Raw genomic sequence first — 17,369 nt, 5'->3', positions numbered from 1 at the left:
GGGCCCGTTCGCCAGGTGCGAGCGGGCCCTTTTCTATTGCGCCGACTGCACCCAGGCCCGCCCGTTCTTCAGGTCGAGCGTGATGCTGTGGTCCCTGGCCAGCTGCATGCCGATATTGCCGTCGAAGATCATGTCGGGGAACACGCGCGCCCGGGTCGCCAGGGTCATGCCGCCCAGCCGGATCGTCACGTCCTGCGGCTCACGCGTCGCCGGGTTCAGGGCGAACAGCGGCGCCATCCACTGCGACACGAAGATCGTCGGGCCGGCATTGGCCGTATCCAGCTCCATCCAGGAAAGCCCCCTGGCCGTGGTCACGCCCAGATTGACGTCGAGCCCGAGGCCTTCGGGCCGCGAGAGCCGCATGGGCACTTCGGTGGCGCCCCGGATGCGGCGCTTCGCCGAGTCGGCCGTCTCGACGATCACCCGCCGTTCGGCGAACTGGATCGTGATCGTGCGGCCGTCGAACAGGTCGAGCCCGACCGCGCCATCGAGTGGCGGCTCGTCCTTGCCATTGATCTCGGCCAGGTCGTGGACGATCACCGACGGCACCGTGTAGCGGCCGGCCCCGATCCCGAACGCGACATCGTCGCAGCGCTTGAGGTCGAGCCGCTCGCCGAGCATGCGGAATGCGGTGATGTTGCCCCAGGGCTCACAGCCCAGTTCCTTTGCCAGCGCCGGGCTGATCATGGTCACGCCTTCGCCGGTATCGAACAGGAAGTTGCGCGGCTTGCCCGCCACCACCGCCTCCACGGTGAACTGCTTGCCCTGGTGGAGCCGCAGCGAAATCGCGTCGCCATCCCGCGCCGCCGGCGCAGCCGAAATCCCGCCGAGCAGCATGCCCAGCATCGCCACCATCCGCATGCATCTTCCCCCTATTGGCGACCCGCCGGCCGATCGTGCGCGTCGATCGCCGCCCGGATCTCGTCGACATCCTCGTCCGCCGGCGTCATCCCGAGCGCGAACGAGGCCAGCGCGAACAGCGATCCCGAGAACAGCCTGGCGGAGATTTCCAGCACATAGGCCGCCCGCGTCTCCGCCTCGGTCACGATGGGCAGGTAGAAATGCGTCCGCTCCTTATCGAGCCGTGACAACAGCCCCTTGGCGAGCATGATCTGCATCAGCTTGAGCACGGTGGTGTAGCCCCGCGCGCGCTGCTCGTTCAGCACGAAATGGACGCTGCCGACCGTGCCCCGGCCCTGCTCCCAGATCACCCCCAGCACCTCGAGCTCGGCTTCCGTCGGCAACGGGATCTCGCGGTCGGGATAGGTCGAGATACGCTTCATATCCCCGCATCTACGTAACTCTTCGTAGAGAGTCAACGTAATGCTTCGTAGCTTGACATCCGCCGCCTCTCCACGCGACTGCTTCGGACAGGGGGCACCACATGAGCGCGTTCGAATTCATCTTTTCGTTCTTCGGACTGCTGCTCGGCCTTGCCTTGGCCGAGGGGCTGGGCGGCCTCTCCCGCGCGCTCAAGGCCAGCCACAGGGTGCGGATCGGCTGGGCGACCACTCTGCTCGGCGTCTTCGTCTCCTGCGACGTCGTCAGCTTCTGGATGTATGGCTGGGCATTGCGCGACATGCTGCCGCTCAACTGGCCGGTGATGTTCTGCGGCTTCCTGGTGACCGCCATCTATTATGTAGCCGCCTCGCTGATCTTCCCCGACGATTTCGAGGAATGGGGCGATCTCAACGCCTATTTCGACCGGCACTATCGCAAGGTGATGGGCGCCGTCCTGCTGTGCAACCTGGCGCTGATGGCGACGACCGTCGGGCTGATCGGCTCGCAGGGCATGCTCACCGCCAGGCTATTGGTGTGCACCTGGTCGTTCTTCCCGGTCTCGCTGCTCGCGATCCTGGTGCGCGAACGCCGCATCGTGATCGGCTGTCTGATCTGGCTCATCCTGCTCTATCCGCTTTCCGCGGTCTGGCATTGAGGCGCGGCGATCCCCAAGTGCAGCTTCGGGACGGGCACGCCGTCCGCGCTTGACACCATTCGCGCACCCGCGAGAGTGAGGCGTTAACTAATCGGGGGTTCTGAGCCTGCCCATGCGTATCGCGTTCGCCATGCTTGCGGCGGCTGCCGCGCTTGCCGTCTCACCCGCCGCCGCCCAGTACAAGGCGCCGGAGCATCAGGCGGGCTGGCCGGGGATGGTCTCCGGCCCCGAAGGCATCGAAGGGCTCGATCCCGGCCCCGAACTGCAGCGCGGCCGTTCGGCCCGGACGATGCTCGCCGATACCCGCAAGCTCAACATCGTGCTCAACAGCCTCCAGCCGCAGCGCAAGGCCATGGTCGACGCCTATGTCGTCTCGATCGCGCTCGACAGCGATCCGGTGTTCGGGCGCGAGGCGCGCGAGGCAGGCAAGGTGCTGTCGCGCCGTTTCGATGCCGCGGGGCGCACGATCGTCCTCGCCGGCAGCGCCGGCACCCTGCCCAGCGAGCTGCCCAATGGCAGCCTGACCAGCCTGACCCTCGCCCTCGCCCGCGTCGCCGAGGTGATGGACAAGGAGCAGGATGTCCTCGTCCTCTACACCACCAGCCACGGCGCCCAGGTCGGCATCGCCTATCATGACGGCGACGAGGGCTATGGCATATTGAGCCCCAAGCGGCTCGAGACGCTGCTCGACGAACTGGGCATCAAGAACCGGGTGCTGATCCTGTCGGCCTGTTATTCGGGCATCTTCGTCGGCCCGCTCGCCGGCCCCAATACGGCGCTGTTCACTGCCGCCTCGTCCGACCGCACTTCGTTCGGCTGCCAGGCGGACAATGACTGGACCTTCTTCGGCGACGCGATGATCAACCATGCGCTGCGCAAGAGCCAGCCGCTGGAAAAGGCCTCGGACGAGGCGCGGATGCTGATCAACGACTGGGAGAGCGCGGCCCACGTCACCCCGTCCAACCCGCAGGTGACGATCGGCGCCGACGTGGCGACCTGGCTCGCCCCGCTCGAGGCGCGCATGCCCAAGACCGACACCCCGCCCGTCGGCCGCCCCGCGACCGACGCGCTCAAGCGCGGCGGATGACATGGCCAGCCAGGAAACCCTGCTGGAGCGGCTGATCCCGGGCGATCTGGAACACCAGATCCCCGCCGCCATCCAGAAGGCGCTTCCCGGCGGCTTCCGCAATCGGCTGCTCCAGGTCGGGCTCGGCCTACTGATCACCTTCGGCTTCGCGTTCCTGGTGCGCCGCTGGATCGAGCGGCGCGAGGCACAGCGGCGGGCGCCGACGCCCCGCGCCGCAGCACCGGCGCTGCCCCGGGCGCCGGAACCGGAGGCGATCGCGCCGGTCGCCGCCCCGCCGGCAGACCCCTATCCAGAACCGCTGCCCGATGATGGCGGCGAGGCGACGCGCTACCCAATGCTCGCCCGGCCGCATGTCGCGCTGGCGGGCCCGGTCGACCAGGCGATGTACGCCAGCTTCCGCGCGCAGCTCGCCGCCGCCCCGCGTGAGGGCGCGCTGGTCGTCTCACTTTCCACGCCGGGCGGCGATCCCGAGGTCGCGCGGCTGATGGGCGACGAGATAAGGCTGCTGCGCGACTATTCGGGGCGCGAAACCCTGTTCCTCGGCAAGGTAGCGGTCGATGCGGTGGGTGCGACATTCATGGCTGCCTTCCCTGCCGACCGGCGTTTCCTCACGCGCGGCACAAGGCTGATGCTCCAGGCACGACAGAGCCAGGCGAGCATCGCGCTTTCGGGCACGCTCGAGGCACAGGCCGCCAGCCTCAGGGCCCGGCTGGGCGAGATCGAGGAGGCCGCGCGCATCGAGCAACAGGGCTTCCGCGAGATCATCGCCGGTTCGAACCTCCGCTTCGAGGACGTCGCCGCACGCGCCACCGCGGGTTGGTACATCGAGGCCGAGGAGGCACGTTCGCTCGGCCTCGTCCACGATATCATCTGAGAGGTTGAGCCGTGCGGCGCGATTGGCTATCGCGCGCCCAAGCATAAGGAACCCCTCGATGGCCGAATTCCGCCTTCCCAAGAACAGCCGCATCTCCACCAAGGGCAAGGAGCACAAGGCGGCCCCGGGCGCGAAGAACGTCAAGAAGTTCAAGATCTATCGCTACGATCCGGATTCGGGCGAGAATCCGCGCTACGACAATTTCGAGATCGACCTCGACGAATGCGGCCCGATGGTCCTCGACGCGCTGATCAAGATCAAGTCGGAGCAGGACAGCTCGCTCACCTTCCGCCGCTCGTGCCGCGAAGGCATCTGCGGCTCGTGCTCGATGAACATGGACGGCCGCAACGGCCTCGCCTGCACCACCGCGATCGAAGACATCAAGGGTGACATCCGCATCACCCCGCTGCCGCACATGGACGTGATCAAGGATCTGGTCCCCGACTTCACCCACTTCTATGCGCAGTACGCCTCGATCAAGCCGTGGTTGCAGACCGTCTCCACGACGCCCTCGGGCAAGGAGCGCCTCCAGTCGCCGGAACAGCGCGAGAAGCTCGACGGCCTGTACGAGTGCATCCTGTGCGCCTGCTGCTCGACTTCGTGCCCGAGCTACTGGTGGAACAGCGACAAGTTCCTCGGCCCGGCGATCCTGCTCCAGGCCTATCGCTGGCTGGCCGATTCGCGCGACGAGATGACCGGCGAGCGCCTCGACAATCTCGAGGACCCGTTCCGCCTCTATCGCTGCCACACGATCATGAACTGCTCGAACGTGTGCCCGAAGGGCCTGAACCCGGGCAAGGCGATCGCCGAGATCAAGAAGATGGAAGCCGAGCGCACCATCTGATCCCCGTGAGTCAGCCAACGCCCGAGCATTTCTTCTACGAAGACGATCCGGACCTGCCAGGCTGGAAGCGCTGGCAGATTCTGGATCAGGGGCGGTTCAACAGCTTCATCGGCTCGCTTTCGGTGAAGGCGGTGGATGCCCGCACCGCGCTGGTCCGCCACCGCTTCGAACGCCAGCATTCCAATTTGCGCGACCATATCCATGGCGGCGCGCTGGCCGGGTTCATCGACATGGCGCTGTTCGCCGCCGCCCGCGGGCTTGGCGTGCTGGCCGGCCCGGCCTCGACGGTCGACATGTCGATCCAGTTCATCGCCGGCGGCGCGATCGGCACCGATACCGAGGCCGAAGTCGATCTGCTCCGCGAGACCGGCCGCATGCTGTTCCTGCGCGGCGTGGTCCGCCAGGGCGACGTGACCGTCGCCAGCTTCCTCGGCACCATCCGCAAGAGTTCGGCGCCGCCGAAGCAAGAGGCCCAATGACCAGCGTTATCGACCGTTACAAGGCGCTGGTCGCAGCGGGCGAGCTGCGCCCCGATCCAGAACAAGCCGCCGCAGCCGAGCGGTTGAACAGTCTTGCCGGCGAGCTCGAGGCGGTGCCCAGAAAGGGCTCGATCCTGTGGCGTGCGCTCGGCCGCCTGCCCGAGCCGCCGCGCGGGCTGTACATCTGGGGCAGCGTCGGCCGGGGCAAGTCGATGCTGATGGACCTGTTCTACGAGAGCGTGAACATCCGCCGGAAGCGCCGCGTCCATTTCCACGAGTTCATGCTCGAGGTGCACGAACGCCTCAACGAGGAGCGCAAGAAGGACACGCGCGATCCCGTCGTCGCGGTCGCCGACGCGATGGCCGAGGATGTTCGCCTGCTCGCGTTCGACGAGATGGTGGTCAACAACCCTGCCGACGCGATGATCCTCTCGCGGCTGTTCACCGAGATGATGGGCCACGGCCTGACGATGGTCGCCACCTCGAACCGCCCCCCGCGCGACCTCTACAAGGACGGGCTCAACCGCCAGCTGTTCATTCCCTTCATCGAATTGATCGAAGCGAAGATGGACGTGCTGACGCTGAACGGCCCGACCGATTACCGGCTCGATCGCCTGGGCCGGATGGACACCTGGCTGGTGCCGAACGGCCCGGAGGCCACCAAGCAGCTCTCCGCCGCCTTCTTCCGCCTGACCGACTATCCGGTCGAGGATGCCGCACACGTGCCGACCTGCGAGCTGCCCGTGCAGGGCGGGCGCGAGCTGCACGTGCCCAAATGCCTGAAGGGCGTCGCGGTCTTCTCGTTCAAGCGGCTGTGCGGCGAGGCACGCGGCGCGGCCGACTATCTCGCCATTGCCAGGCGCTTCCACACCGTCATCCTAGTCGGCATCCCCAAGCTCGGGCCGGAGAACCGCAACGAGGCGGCGCGCTTCGTGACGCTGATCGACGCGCTCTACGAGCACAAGGTCAAGCTGCTCGCCGCCGCCGATGCCGAGCCGCAGGACCTGTACGAGACGGGAGATGGCCGCTTCGAGTTCGACCGCACCGTCAGCCGCCTGATGGAGATGCGCTCGGATACGTATCTGGCGGAAGGGCATGGCGAGCAATAGACTCCATCGGTCTGGCCAAATGGCCTGACAAGCGATAGGCTTCCCTCAAAGGCAGAAGAGGGAGAGACTATGCGTCGGATCGGGCTCGCGCTGGTGGTTTTGCTGGCCCCCCTCGCCGCTTCGGCGCAGACTCTGGTCGCCGCCGATCTGCGCGAGAACCAGAGCCTGGACGGCGCGTGGCACTGGTCGGTCGATCCCTATCGCGACGGCGTCGCTGGCTTCCATGGCGGCCCGCCGAGCGAGAGCACCGCGCGGTACCAGGACAGGATCCAGGCCGATGAGGCCGCGAAGCGCCCGACCGCCCTGTTCGAGTTCGACATGCAGCGCTCGGCGATCACCCATCTGCCGGGAAGCTGGATCGGCCACGCGCCCGAGATGCGCTATTATCAGGGGCTGGTCTGGTACCAGCGGACCTTCGACTACACCCCCACCGGCCCGGGCAAGCGCGTCTATCTCCGCTTCGGCAGCGCGGACTATGCCGCCAGCGTGTTCCTCAACGGCAAGCCGGTCGGCAAGCATGTCGGCGCCTTCACACCCTTCGCCTTCGACGTGACCGACAGGCTGCGCCCGGGCAGCAACCAGATCACCGTGGGCGTGGACTCCGCCCGCACCGACAGCGACGTGCCGCCGCCGGTCACCGACTGGGAGACCTATGGCGGCATCACCCGCTCGGTCCGGCTGGTCACCGTGCCCGAGACCTTTGTCGATGACGCGTTCGTGCGGCTGGACAAGGATGGGCGGATCGCGGTGTCGGCGCAGCTGCTCGGCCCGCAGGCCGCCAATGCCACCATCCGCCTCGCCATCCCCGCGCTCGGCAGCGCGCTGGAGGGGCGCACCGATGGCGAGGGCAAGTGGAGCGCCAGCCTCCCGGCACCGCGCGGGCTCAAGCGCTGGTCGCCCGAGAACCCGACACTCTATGACGTCCAGATCACCGCCGGCGCGGATCATTTCGCCGACCGGGTCGGCTTCCGGACGATCGAGGTGCAGGGCGACAGGATCCTGCTCAACGGCAAGTCGATCTTCCTGCGCGGCATCTCGATGCACGAGGAGGAACTGGGCAAGGATCCCGTCCGTGCGATGAGCCCCGCGGCCGCCCGCGCACTGTTCGCCGAGATCAAGCAGGGCCTGCACGGTAATTTCGTGCGCCTCGCCCATTATCCGCACGACGAGGGCACCACCCGCCTCGCCGACGAGATGGGCCTGCTCGTGTGGAGCGAGGTGCCGGTCTATTGGCGCGTCGCCTGGGGCAATCCGGAAACGCTGGCGACCGCCCGCCGGATGATCGCGGAGAATATCCGCCGCGACCGCAACCGCGCCGCGATCGTGCTGTGGAGCGTCGCCAACGAGACTCCGGTATCCGATGCCCGCAACGCCTTCCTGCGCACGCTGATCGGCGATGTCCGCGCGCTCGACGACAGCCGGCTCGTCACCGCCGCGCTGCTCAGCGCCCGCAAGGGCAAGGAGATGCGCATCGACGATCCGCTGGTGAACGACCTCGATGTGATGGCGATCAACACCTATAATGGCTGGTATTCGGACGACCCGCTCGCCGAACTACCCTCGTTCACCTGGGCCAGCCCGGTGACCAAGCCGCTGATCTTCTCCGAATTCGGTGCCGATGCGCTTTACGGCTATCACGACGGTGCCGCCGCTCCGCACAAGTTCAGCGAGGAATATCAGGCCGAATATTATCGCCGCACGCTGGAGATGGCCGCGAAGGTGCCGTTCGTGCGCGGACTGAGCCCCTGGATCCTCAAGGACTTCCGCTCCCCGCGCCGCCAGCACCCGGTCTATCAGCAGGGCTGGAACCGCAAGGGACTGATCTCCGAGACGGGGCAGCGCAAGCTAGCGTTCGGAGTGCTCGCGGAGGAATATCGGCGCCGGGCGGAGCGCACCGGCGAGCGCTGAGCGTATCGCCCCGGCCGACCGGACCAGCCAGCGCCGCAGCGCGGGCTCCAGCAGTCCTGCGACCAGCAGCGCCGCACCGATGACCGCGGCGAGGGTGAGCATCAGTGCGGGGATCGGCGCCAGGCCCGCCCGCTGCAGCAGCACGAACAATGCCCCGCCAGCATCCTGGTGCAGCAGATAGAGCGGATAGGTCGCCAGCCCCAGCAGCGTCACCAGCCGCGGCGGCAGCACGCGCCCCAGCGGCGCCTGCAGGATGGGTGCCGCGAAGACTATGGCCATGGCCGCGAGGAAGATGAACGCCGGCACCGCCTGCGATCCGGTGATGCCGAACGCATGCGCACCGCCTGCTGCACCGCCCACGATCTCCACCAGCCCGAGCAGAACGCAGAGCAGCACGCCCGCGGCACGCGCGGGCCGCAGCCCGGTGGTGAGGATCGCGCGCGCGAAGATGCCGAGCGCGAAGAACGCGCCATGCGGCAGCAGCGCGAGATCGAGCCAGCGGCGATCCGCCGCATGAGGCGCCACGCCGATGGCGAGCACGACCGAATAATAGCCGAGGCTCAGCAGCGCGAGCAGCCAGGCAAGCCCCTCCAGCCGCGCCGCCCCGGTCACATGGATGGTCAGGGCGACGAGCAGGTAGAAGCTGATCTCGATCCCCAGCGTCCAATAGGATGCATCGATCCACGGCCATACGGGCAGGAACGCGGCCGATCCGGCCCATTGATAGAATACATGCCCCGGCGCATTGCCCATGCCGATCAGCACCAGCGCGGTGATCGTCGCGCACAGCCATGCCGCGGGCACCAGCCGCCGCGCGCGCCGGGCGAGGAAGGTGCCCGCACGCACCTTCTCCGCCGAGCCGGCGATGACCAGTCCCGAAATGACGAAGAAGACCTCGACGCCGACCCAGCCGAACCAGCTATAGGGAATCCATTCGCGGGGCAGCGTCGCGATTTCGGCCCAGCCCTTGCTGTTGTAGCTGCCGCCCAGCGCGAACGCCGCTCCGTAGTGAAAGGCAACGACCAGCAACGCGCTGGCCACGCGCAGCAAGTCCACTGCGTCGAGCCGTTCCCCCTTTTGTGGCGCGGATTCCCCCATGGCAATGACTTGCCAGACAAGGGGTTAAGACCGCGTCACTCCGTGCCCGATCCACCCCGAATGGCGTAATCGAGCACCCGTGGCTCAGCCCTGCGGCGCAATGTCCTGGTAGAACATCAGCGCATTGCCGTCGGGGTCGTAGAAGGTCAGCAGCTTCACCATGGCCGGGATTTCCTGCACCGGCCCATCCTGCCGGACGCCCGCCGCATCGAGCACCGCCCTGGCCGCATCGATATCGACAACGCCGAAGGTCAGCGTCGCCCCACCGCCCTGCGGCACGGCCTCGACCTGCGAAAGACCGATGTTCACCCGCGCCACCGGGCTCGCGAATTCGCACCAGGCAATTTCGTCCACCCGGTAGAGCAAGGTCATCCCCAGCACGTCCTGATACCAAGCGATGGCGGCATCGAGACTGGTGACGCTGATCGCGCAGGTGAGGCCGCCATCATAGCCGAGCGCCTCGGCGCCAGCAGGTGCTTCGAGCGTAGTTGCCATATCGAATCTCCGACTCTATGGTTCCATTTATATAGTCGATATTAATTTGATCATGGAGTCAACGCCCCCCTCCCCGGCCCAGCTGCTCCGCATGCTCGAGGCCAATCGCTGGGCGATCCCGGTGCTGGCGCTGCTCAGCCGCGAACAGGGATCACGCTTCGCGGTGATCGCGCGCGCCTTCAGCCTTTCGCACAACAGCCTGACCCGCTGCCTCGCCTGGCTGAAGGAATGCGGCTGGGTGGTCCCCAATCCCGGCCATGGCCATCCGCTGCGCCCCGAATATCTGCTGAGCGAAGCTGGCCGCCCGGTCGGCGCCCTGTGCGAGCGGATCGAAGCGATGCGGACGCGGCTGAAGCTCGCCACCGGCGAGCTGCCGCGCTGGTCGCTGCCCCTGGTCGGCGGAATGGGAACGGAATGGAGCCGCTTCGGCGAAATCCAGGCACGCCTCGCGCCGGTGACCCCCCGCGCCCTTTCGACGACGCTCAAGGCCGTGATAGACGCGGAGCTGGTCCGGCGCAGGCTGGAGGACCGCTATCCGCCGCTGCCGCTCTACGCGCTGACCGGCAAGGGCCAGGATCTGGCAGGGGCGCTGACCAGCTGAGCCTCTCGGCAGATGGCGGCCAAATAGCTTAATGCACTTGCGAATTAGTTGCAAAGATAATCAGCGACCACGCTTTTTCACGGGTTGCGACTCTCCTATTATGGGCCTAAGCCGCCACCGTTTCACCGGCGCGCCGGTACGCGCGCCTGTGTTCCGGTTGAACCAGACCCATAGGGAGTTTCCATGGCCCGCAAGAAGATCGCGCTGATCGGCGCCGGCAATATCGGCGGTACGCTCGCGCACCTCGCAGCACTCAAGGGCCTGGGCGACATCGTCCTGTTCGACGTGGTCGAAGGCGTGCCCCAGGGCAAGGCGCTCGACCTGTCGCAGTGCGGCCCGGTCGAAGGCTTTGACTCGAAGATCACCGGCACCAACGACTATGCCGACATCGCAGGCGCGGACGTGATCATCGTCACCGCCGGCGTCGCCCGCAAGCCGGGCATGAGCCGCGACGACCTGCTCGGCATCAACCTCAAGGTGATGAAGGCCGTCGGCGAGGGCATCGCCGCCAACGCGCCGGACGCATTCGTGATCTGCATCACCAACCCGCTCGACGCGATGGTCTGGGCGCTGCGCGAATTCTCGGGCCTGCCGCACCAGAAGGTCGTCGGCATGGCCGGCGTGCTCGACTCGGCCCGCTTCAGCCACTTCCTCGCCGAAGAGTTCAACGTCTCGGTCAAGGACGTGAACAGCTTCGTGCTCGGCGGCCATGGCGACACCATGGTCCCGGTCCTCGAATATTCGACCGTCTCGGGCATCCCGGTCACCGACCTGATCGAAATGGGCTTCTCGACCAAGGAGCGCATCGACGCGATCGTGGCGCGCACCCGCTCGGGCGGCGGCGAGATCGTCGGCCTGCTCAAGACCGGCTCGGCCTTCTACGCACCCGCCACCTCGGCGATCGCGATGGCCGAGAGCTACCTCTACGACAAGAAGCGCGTCCTCCCGGCCGCTGCGCACCTGACCGGCCAGTACGGTGTCGACAATCTGTACGTCGGCGTGCCGATCGTCATCGGCAAGGACGGCGTCGAGAAGGTGATCGAGATCAACCTGACCGACGAAGCCAAGGCCAACCTGACGGTCTCGGTCGACGCGGTGAAGGAACTACTGGTCGCCTGCAAGGCGATCGACGGCTCGCTCGCCTGACCATGACTGCGCAGCGCTCCGGCCTGCTCGCGATCGCCGCGCTTGCCTGTGCAAGCGCGGCTTCGCTGCTGCCGGCGCCCGCGCTGGCCCAGGAAGCCACCCCGACGGCGCCAGCCGAGCCGGTGCCGCTGTTCCAGGCCGCATGCGTCAGCGGCGCGGTGCGCCTGAGCAAGAACGTCGCCGAGGCGATGACCTATGCCGCGCTGCCCGCAGCCGCGCAGCGCGCGCTCGGCGCCGGCACCGTCGCGACGCGCGGCGAGGCCGAGAAGCTGCCCGCCCCCACCGCGGCGCAGGTCCCCAACACCATCTACCGGATCGCCGGTGGCCAGCTCTATCTGTTGCCGCCCACCGCCCAGGCCAGCCACACCCCGATCGGCGATAGCTGCGTCGTGCTGTGGTATGCGCTGTCCGACGAGGATTATTCCGCCGCACGCAAGATCGTCCTGCCAAATGAGGACGCCGTGCCGCTCTCCGCACGCCCCACCGCCAGCGCGGTCGGTGCGTCGGTCGCCACTTCCGCACATGAGGACGTTCGCCTGACTGCCGCCGCCTATGGTGGCTGGGTCGTGCTGCGTTCCTCGTCCCTAACCGAATCCAAAGCGCCTGGAGCCCAGTGAACGCATGAGCATCCTGATCAACAAGAACACCAAGGTCATCACCCAGGGGATGACCGGTGAGACCGGCACCTTCCACACCCAGCAGGCGCTCGCCTATGGGACGCAGATGGTCGGCGGCGTGACCCCCGGCAAGGGCGGCACCGAGCATATCGGCCTGCCCGTGTTCGACACCGTGGCCGAAGCGGTCACCAAGACCGGCGCCGACGCCTCGGTCATCTACGTGCCGCCGCCCTTCGCCGCCGACTCGATCCTCGAGGCGATCGACGCCGAAGTGCCGCTGATCGTCTGCATCACCGAGGGCATTCCGGTGCTCGACATGGTCAAGGTGAAGCGCGCCCTTTCGGGTTCGAAGTCGCGCCTGATCGGCCCGAACTGCCCCGGCCTGCTGACCCCGGGCGAGTGCAAGATCGGCATCATGCCGGGCTCGATCTTCTCGAAGGGCTCGGTCGGCGTCGTCTCGCGCTCGGGCACCCTCACCTATGAAGCGGTGTTCCAGACCACCAATGCCGGCCTCGGCCAGACCACCGCGGTGGGCATCGGCGGCGACCCCGTCAACGGCACCAACTTCATCGACGTGCTCGAGCTGTTCCTCGCCGACGACGCGACCCAGTCGATGATCATGATCGGCGAAATCGGCGGCTCGGCCGAAGAGGAAGCCGCGCAGTTCCTGATCGACGAGGCCAAGCGTGGCCGCAAGAAGCCGATGGCCGGCTTCATCGCGGGCCGCACGGCGCCTCCGGGCCGCCGCATGGGCCATGCCGGCGCGATCGTCTCGGGCGGCCAGGGCGGCGCCGAAGAGAAGATCGCCAAGATGGAAGAGGCGGGCATCCGCGTCGCCGCCAGCCCGTCGGAGCTGGGCTCGACGCTGGTCGAAGTGCTCAAGGGCTGAATTGTAACGTGCGCGCTCCTATCTCCTACAAGGAATGGGAGCGCTAACACAGACTGGAATTGACTATGGGCTATGAGGGCCTGGACTTCGACGACATCGCCGGCGGTGTGAGCCCCGCCTTCGTCGAGACGCTGTACCGCCGCTACAAGGCGGATCCGTCGGGCATCGAGCCCAAGTGGCAGCAGTTTTTCGACGGCCTCGAGAACACCGCGTCGGGGCCCAGCTGGGCCAATCCGCGCTGGCCGCTCGCCGAGACGGATGCCCTCACCGCCGGGCTCGACCCGACCCAGATGGAGCCGGCACCCAAGCCCGCCAAGGGCGGCGCAGCACCTGCTGCCAAACCCGCCGGCCCGGCCGCTTCGGAAGCCGATATCGCCCGCGCCGCCGGCGATTCGATCCGCGCGATGCTGCTAATCCGCACCTACCGGGTCCGCGGCCACCTTGCCGCCACGCTCGATCCGCTCGGCCTCGCCCGTCAGGACGTGCCGGCGGACATGACCCCGGAATATCACGGCTTCACTGCCGCCGATTATGACCGCCCGATCTATCTCGGCGGCACGCTCGGCCTGGAAAAGGCGACGGTGCGCGAGCTCGTCGACATCCTGCGCGCGAACTATTGCGGCAATGTCGGCCTCGAATACATGCATATCGCCGACGTGGAGGAGCGCCGCTTCCTCCAGGACCGGATGGAGGGCAAGGACAAGGCCATCCAGTTCACGGCCGACGGCAAGAAGGCGATCCTCTCCAAGGTCATCGAGGCCGAGGAGTGGGAGAAGTTCTGCGGCAAGAAATATGTCGGCACCAAGCGCTTCGGCCTCGACGGCGGCGAAGCGATGATCCCGGCGATGGAAGCCATCATCAAATATGGCGGCCAGCTCGGCATCCGCGAGATCGTGTACGGCATGGCGCACCGCGGCCGCCTGAACATGCTCACCAACGTGATGTCGAAGCCGTACCGCGCGATCTTCCACGAATTCTCGGGCGGCTCGTCCAACCCCGATGACGTCGGCGGCTCGGGCGACGTGAAGTATCACCTCGGCACCAGCACCGACCGCGAGTTCGACGGGATCAGCGTCCACATGTCGCTGGTCGCCAACCCCTCGCACCTCGAGGCGGCGGATCCGGTCGTGCTCGGCAAGACCCGCGCGATCCAGACCATCGCCAGCGACCTGGACAACCACACCGGCTCGCTGCCCGTGCTGCTGCACGGCGACGCGGCCTTCGCCGGCCAGGGCATCGTCTGGGAGTGCCTCGGCTTCTCGGGCATCCGCGGATACAACACCGGCGGCTGCCTGCACTTCATCATCAACAACCAGATCGGCTTCACGACGAGCCCGCAGTTCGCGCGCTCCTCGCCCTATCCGTCGGACGTCGCCAAGGGCGTCCAGGCGCCGATCTTCCACGTCAATGGCGACGATCCCGAAGCGGTGACCTTCGCCTGCAAGATGGCGATCGAGTTCCGCCAGACCTTCAAGCGCGACGTCGTGATCGACATGTGGTGCTATCGTCGCTTCGGCCACAACGAAGGCGACGAGCCCTCGTTCACCCAGCCGCTGATGTACAAGGCGATCCGCCAGCATCCGTCGGTCAGCGTCGTCTATTCGAAGAAGCTGATCGCCGAAGGCACGATCGACCAGGGCTTCGTCGACGAGAAGGTGAAGCAGTTCAACCTGTTGCTCGAAGGCGAGTTCGAGGCCGGCAAGTCGTACCTCCCCAACAAGGCGGACTGGTTCGGCGGCCGCTGGTCGGGCCTGTCGGCCCCGGCCGATGCCGAGAACACGCGCCGCAGCGTCGATACCGGCATCGAGAAGAAGCTGTTCGACAGCCTCGGTCGCACGCTGACCGAGGTTCCCGCCGATCTCGAGATCCACAAGACTCTGGGCCGCGTGCTCGACGCCAAGCGCGCGATGTTCACGGGCGGCGAGAATTTCGACTGGGCGACCGGCGAGGCCCTCGCCTTCGGCTCGCTGCTCTCGGAAGGCTATGGCGTCCGCCTGTCGGGCCAGGACGTCGGTCGCGGCACCTTCTCGCAGCGCCACGCCGTCTGGGTCGATCAGCGCGACGAGCATCGCTACATCCCGCTCTCGACCATCCCGCACGGGAATTTCGAGGTGCTGGACTCGCCGCTCAGCGAATATGGCGTGCTCGGCTTCGAATATGGCTATGCGCTCGCCGATCCGAAGACGCTGGTGCTGTGGGAAGCGCAGTTCGGCGACTTCGCCAACGGCGCGCAGATCATGATCGACCAGTTCATTGCCGCGGGCGAGGCCAAGTGGCTGCGCGCCAATGGCCTGGTGATGCTGCTGCCGCACGGGTACGAGGGCCAGGGCCCCGAGCACAGCTCGGCGCGCCCGGAGCGCTATCTCCAGCTCTGCGCGGAAGACAATATGCAGGTCGTCAACATCACGACGCCGGCGAACTATTTCCACCTGCTGCGCCGCCAGATGCATCGCAACTTCCGCAAGCCGCTGGTGCAGATGACGCCGAAGTCGCTGCTCCGCCACAAGATGGCGGTGAGCAAGGCCGAGGACTTCCTGGGCGAGAGCCACTTCCGCCGCATCCTGTCGGACCCCAGCGCGCCGGCGGACAACGATGTGAAGCGCCTGGTGCTGTGCACCGGCAAGGTCGCCTATGACCTGATCGAGGCGCGCGACGCGGCCGGTGACAAGAACACCGCGATCGTCCGCATCGAGCAGCTCTATCCCTTCCCGGGCGAGGCCCTGGCGGCGCGCATCGCGCGCATGACCAACCTCGAGGAAGTGATCTGGGCGCAGGAAGAGCCGAAGAACAACGGCTACTGGACCTTCGTCGAACCCTTCATTGAGGCCAGCCTGGCCGAGGCGAAGAGCAAGGTGCAGCGTCCGCGCTATGCCGGCCGCGCGCCGGCCGCCGCAGTCGCCACCGGCCTGATGAAGCGCCACACCGCAGAGCAGGGCGCGCTCGTCGCCGATGCCCTCGGCCACAATGTCCGCGAAGAAATTCGCCGGACCCGCAACAACTGAGATCCCCAGGGAACGAGGAAAGACAATGGCAGACGTTAAAGTCCCGGTGCTGGGTGAATCGATCACCGAAGCCACGCTTGGTGAATGGCTGAAGAACCCGGGTGATCCCGTGCAGCTCGACGAGCCGATCGCCAGCCTCGAGACCGACAAGGTCTCGGTGGAAGTCGGCAGCCCGGTCGCGGGCGTGATGGGCGATCAGCTCGTCAAGGTCGGCGACACGGTCGAGGTCGGCGCAGTGATCGCCGTGGTGACCGAGGGCGGCGCTGCCGCCGCGGCGCCTGCAGCGGCCCCCGCCGCCGCACCGGCACCGGCTCCGGCCGCTGCCCCGGCTCCGGCCAGCAGCGAAGCCGCTGCGCTCTCGCCGTCGGTGCGCCGCGCGGTGCTCGAGACCGGTGTCGATCCGTCGACCGTGCAGGGCACCGGCAAGGACGGCCGCCTGACCAAGGACGACGTGCTGACCGCCGCGAGCAACAAGCCCGTTCCGGCCGCCACCCCGGCGCCCGCTGCCGCTCCGGCTCCCTCGGCCAGCGGCCGCAAGGAAGAGCGCGTCAAGATGACGCGCCTGCGCCAGACCGTCGCCAAGCGCCTCAAGGAAGCGCAGAACACTGCCGCCATGCTCACCACGTTCAACGACGTGGACATGACCGCGGTGATCGAGGCGCGTACCAAGTACAAGGACCTGTTCGAGAAGAAGCACGGCGTTCGCCTCGGCTTCATGGGCTTCTTCGTGAAGGCCGCCTGCATGGCGCTCAAGGACATCCCGGGCGTCAACGGCTCGATCGAAGGCGATGAGATCGTCTATCACGATTATTGCGACATCTCGGTCGCCGTCTCGGCCCCGCAGGGCCTGGTCGTCCCCGTGATCCGCGACGCCGAGACGCTTTCGGTGGCCGGCATCGAGAAGACGATCGGCGACTTCGGCAAGCGCGCCAAGGACGGCACGCTCAAGATGGACGAGATGAAGGGCGGTACCTTCACCATCTCGAACGGCGGCGTGTTCGGCTCGCTGATGTCGACTCCGATCATCAACCCGCCGCAGTCGGCCGTGCTCGGCCTGCACCGCATCGAGGACCGCCCGGTGGTCCGGGACGGCCAGGTCGTCGTCCGTCCGATGATGTACCTCGCGCTCAGCTACGACCACCGCCTGGTCGATGGCCGCGAGGCGGTGACCTTCCTCGTCGCGCTCAAGAACGCGATCGAGGATCCGACCCGCCTGCTGATCGACCTCTGATCGAAGCAAACCGACTGTTCCCCGGCGAAGGCCGGGGTCCAGTTGCGATGACG

General features: G+C 67.1%; 17 protein-coding genes. 13 read left to right on the top strand and 4 right to left on the bottom strand.

The features are described from left to right. Nucleotides 1-33: 33 nt before the first annotated feature. Both GGR46_RS19290 and GGR46_RS19285 read right to left on the bottom strand, forming a co-directional pair. The gene (locus GGR46_RS19290; protein ID WP_183999627.1) at nucleotides 34-861 is read right to left on the bottom strand and encodes an aspartyl protease family protein; all 828 of its coding nucleotides are present in this window, start codon (nucleotides 859-861) and stop codon (nucleotides 34-36) included. An 11-nt stretch (nucleotides 862-872) separates the two neighbouring features. Continuing rightward, nucleotides 873-1,283 carry a BlaI/MecI/CopY family transcriptional regulator gene (locus tag GGR46_RS19285; RefSeq protein WP_183999626.1) on the bottom strand — a complete coding sequence of 137 codons (411 nt, stop codon included), beginning with the start codon at nucleotides 1,281-1,283 and terminating at the stop codon, nucleotides 873-875. A 101-nt stretch (nucleotides 1,284-1,384) separates the two neighbouring features. Between GGR46_RS19285 and GGR46_RS19280 the strand changes: the two genes are divergently transcribed. The 7 genes from GGR46_RS19280 to GGR46_RS19250 all read left to right on the top strand — a co-directional run bounded on the left by GGR46_RS19280 (nucleotide 1,385) and on the right by GGR46_RS19250 (nucleotide 8,237). Then, on the top strand, nucleotides 1,385-1,936 hold the full coding sequence (locus GGR46_RS19280) for a hypothetical protein (RefSeq protein ID WP_183999625.1): 552 nt from the start codon (nucleotides 1,385-1,387) through the stop codon (nucleotides 1,934-1,936). 112 nt (nucleotides 1,937-2,048) lie between these two features. After that, nucleotides 2,049-3,023 (top strand): C13 family peptidase, encoded by a 975-nt coding sequence (locus GGR46_RS19275; protein WP_183999624.1) that lies wholly within the window; start codon nucleotides 2,049-2,051, stop codon nucleotides 3,021-3,023. Between the two features lies 1 nt (nucleotide 3,024). Beyond that, nucleotides 3,025-3,897, top strand: coding sequence for an ATP-dependent Clp protease proteolytic subunit (locus GGR46_RS25865; protein WP_343058251.1), 873 nt, complete (start codon nucleotides 3,025-3,027; stop codon nucleotides 3,895-3,897). A 58-nt stretch (nucleotides 3,898-3,955) separates the two neighbouring features. Continuing rightward, on the top strand, nucleotides 3,956-4,741 hold the full coding sequence (locus GGR46_RS19265) for a succinate dehydrogenase iron-sulfur subunit (protein WP_183999623.1): 786 nt from the start codon (nucleotides 3,956-3,958) through the stop codon (nucleotides 4,739-4,741). Between the two features lie 5 nt (nucleotides 4,742-4,746). Continuing rightward, complete coding sequence (locus GGR46_RS19260) at nucleotides 4,747-5,220, top strand: hotdog domain-containing protein (RefSeq protein ID WP_183999622.1); 474 nt, start codon at nucleotides 4,747-4,749, stop codon at nucleotides 5,218-5,220. Then, on the top strand, nucleotides 5,217-6,329 hold the full coding sequence (zapE, locus tag GGR46_RS19255; RefSeq protein ID WP_183999621.1) for a cell division protein ZapE: 1,113 nt from the start codon (nucleotides 5,217-5,219) through the stop codon (nucleotides 6,327-6,329). The genes GGR46_RS19260 and zapE overlap by 4 nt, the downstream gene beginning before the upstream one ends. Before the next feature lie 69 nt (nucleotides 6,330-6,398). Further along, nucleotides 6,399-8,237, top strand: coding sequence for a glycoside hydrolase family 2 protein (locus GGR46_RS19250; protein WP_183999620.1), 1,839 nt, complete (start codon nucleotides 6,399-6,401; stop codon nucleotides 8,235-8,237). On the opposite strand, the gene GGR46_RS19245 is transcribed toward GGR46_RS19250, so the two are convergent. Together GGR46_RS19245 and GGR46_RS19240 are read right to left on the bottom strand one after the other, a co-directional pair. Next, complete coding sequence (locus GGR46_RS19245; RefSeq protein ID WP_183999619.1) at nucleotides 8,175-9,293, bottom strand: acyltransferase family protein; 1,119 nt, start codon at nucleotides 9,291-9,293, stop codon at nucleotides 8,175-8,177. The genes GGR46_RS19250 and GGR46_RS19245 overlap by 63 nt on opposite strands. 126 nt (nucleotides 9,294-9,419) lie before the next feature. Next, nucleotides 9,420-9,830: a VOC family protein gene (locus tag GGR46_RS19240; protein WP_183999618.1), complete on the bottom strand. Its 411-nt coding sequence runs from the start codon at nucleotides 9,828-9,830 to the stop codon at nucleotides 9,420-9,422. Between the two features lie 52 nt (nucleotides 9,831-9,882). On the opposite strand from GGR46_RS19240, the gene GGR46_RS19235 reads away from it, so the two are divergent. The 6 genes from GGR46_RS19235 to odhB all read left to right on the top strand — a co-directional run bounded on the left by GGR46_RS19235 (nucleotide 9,883) and on the right by odhB (nucleotide 17,316). Then, nucleotides 9,883-10,431, top strand: coding sequence for a winged helix-turn-helix transcriptional regulator (locus GGR46_RS19235; RefSeq protein WP_183999617.1), 549 nt, complete (start codon nucleotides 9,883-9,885; stop codon nucleotides 10,429-10,431). Nucleotides 10,432-10,614: 183 nt separating this feature from the next. Then, the gene (mdh, locus tag GGR46_RS19230; RefSeq protein WP_183999616.1) at nucleotides 10,615-11,577 is read left to right on the top strand and encodes a malate dehydrogenase; all 963 of its coding nucleotides are present in this window, start codon (nucleotides 10,615-10,617) and stop codon (nucleotides 11,575-11,577) included. Nucleotides 11,578-11,579: 2 nt separating this feature from the next. After that, nucleotides 11,580-12,194 (top strand): hypothetical protein, encoded by a 615-nt coding sequence (locus GGR46_RS19225; RefSeq protein WP_183999615.1) that lies wholly within the window; start codon nucleotides 11,580-11,582, stop codon nucleotides 12,192-12,194. Between the two features lie 4 nt (nucleotides 12,195-12,198). Further along, entirely contained in the window at nucleotides 12,199-13,083 is an 885-nt protein-coding gene (gene sucD, locus GGR46_RS19220; protein ID WP_183999614.1) for a succinate--CoA ligase subunit alpha, read from the top strand. Between the two features lie 65 nt (nucleotides 13,084-13,148). Beyond that, nucleotides 13,149-16,085 carry a 2-oxoglutarate dehydrogenase E1 component gene (locus tag GGR46_RS19215; protein WP_183999613.1) on the top strand — a complete coding sequence of 979 codons (2,937 nt, stop codon included), beginning with the start codon at nucleotides 13,149-13,151 and terminating at the stop codon, nucleotides 16,083-16,085. A 25-nt stretch (nucleotides 16,086-16,110) separates the two neighbouring features. Then, entirely contained in the window at nucleotides 16,111-17,316 is a 1,206-nt protein-coding gene (gene odhB, locus GGR46_RS19210; RefSeq protein WP_183999612.1) for a 2-oxoglutarate dehydrogenase complex dihydrolipoyllysine-residue succinyltransferase, read from the top strand. Nucleotides 17,317-17,369 lie beyond the last annotated feature (53 nt).

Source organism: Sphingomonas kyeonggiensis (assembly GCF_014196745.1).
Taxonomy (GTDB): domain Bacteria; phylum Pseudomonadota; class Alphaproteobacteria; order Sphingomonadales; family Sphingomonadaceae; genus Sphingomonas; species Sphingomonas kyeonggiensis.
The sequence above is the reverse complement of the archived record's forward strand: the minus strand, read 5'-3'. Positions and strand labels throughout refer to the sequence as shown.

Coding starts and splice junctions, on each gene's coding strand:
- GGR46_RS19225 (WP_183999615.1), top strand. CDS start 11,580: ATGACTGCGCAGCGCTCCGGCCTGCTCGCGATCGCCGCGCTTGCCTGT.
- zapE (WP_183999621.1), top strand. CDS start 5,217: ATGACCAGCGTTATCGACCGTTACAAGGCGCTGGTCGCAGCGGGCGAG.
- GGR46_RS19235 (WP_183999617.1), top strand. CDS start 9,883: ATGGAGTCAACGCCCCCCTCCCCGGCCCAGCTGCTCCGCATGCTCGAG.
- GGR46_RS19215 (WP_183999613.1), top strand. CDS start 13,149: ATGGGCTATGAGGGCCTGGACTTCGACGACATCGCCGGCGGTGTGAGC.
- GGR46_RS19250 (WP_183999620.1), top strand. CDS start 6,399: ATGCGTCGGATCGGGCTCGCGCTGGTGGTTTTGCTGGCCCCCCTCGCC.
- GGR46_RS19290 (WP_183999627.1), bottom strand. CDS start 861: ATGCGGATGGTGGCGATGCTGGGCATGCTGCTCGGCGGGATTTCGGCT.
- odhB (WP_183999612.1), top strand. CDS start 16,111: ATGGCAGACGTTAAAGTCCCGGTGCTGGGTGAATCGATCACCGAAGCC.
- GGR46_RS25865 (WP_343058251.1), top strand. CDS start 3,025: ATGGCCAGCCAGGAAACCCTGCTGGAGCGGCTGATCCCGGGCGATCTG.
- GGR46_RS19240 (WP_183999618.1), bottom strand. CDS start 9,830: ATGGCAACTACGCTCGAAGCACCTGCTGGCGCCGAGGCGCTCGGCTAT.
- mdh (WP_183999616.1), top strand. CDS start 10,615: ATGGCCCGCAAGAAGATCGCGCTGATCGGCGCCGGCAATATCGGCGGT.
- GGR46_RS19265 (WP_183999623.1), top strand. CDS start 3,956: ATGGCCGAATTCCGCCTTCCCAAGAACAGCCGCATCTCCACCAAGGGC.
- GGR46_RS19285 (WP_183999626.1), bottom strand. CDS start 1,283: ATGAAGCGTATCTCGACCTATCCCGACCGCGAGATCCCGTTGCCGACG.
- GGR46_RS19280 (WP_183999625.1), top strand. CDS start 1,385: ATGAGCGCGTTCGAATTCATCTTTTCGTTCTTCGGACTGCTGCTCGGC.
- GGR46_RS19275 (WP_183999624.1), top strand. CDS start 2,049: ATGCGTATCGCGTTCGCCATGCTTGCGGCGGCTGCCGCGCTTGCCGTC.
- sucD (WP_183999614.1), top strand. CDS start 12,199: ATGAGCATCCTGATCAACAAGAACACCAAGGTCATCACCCAGGGGATG.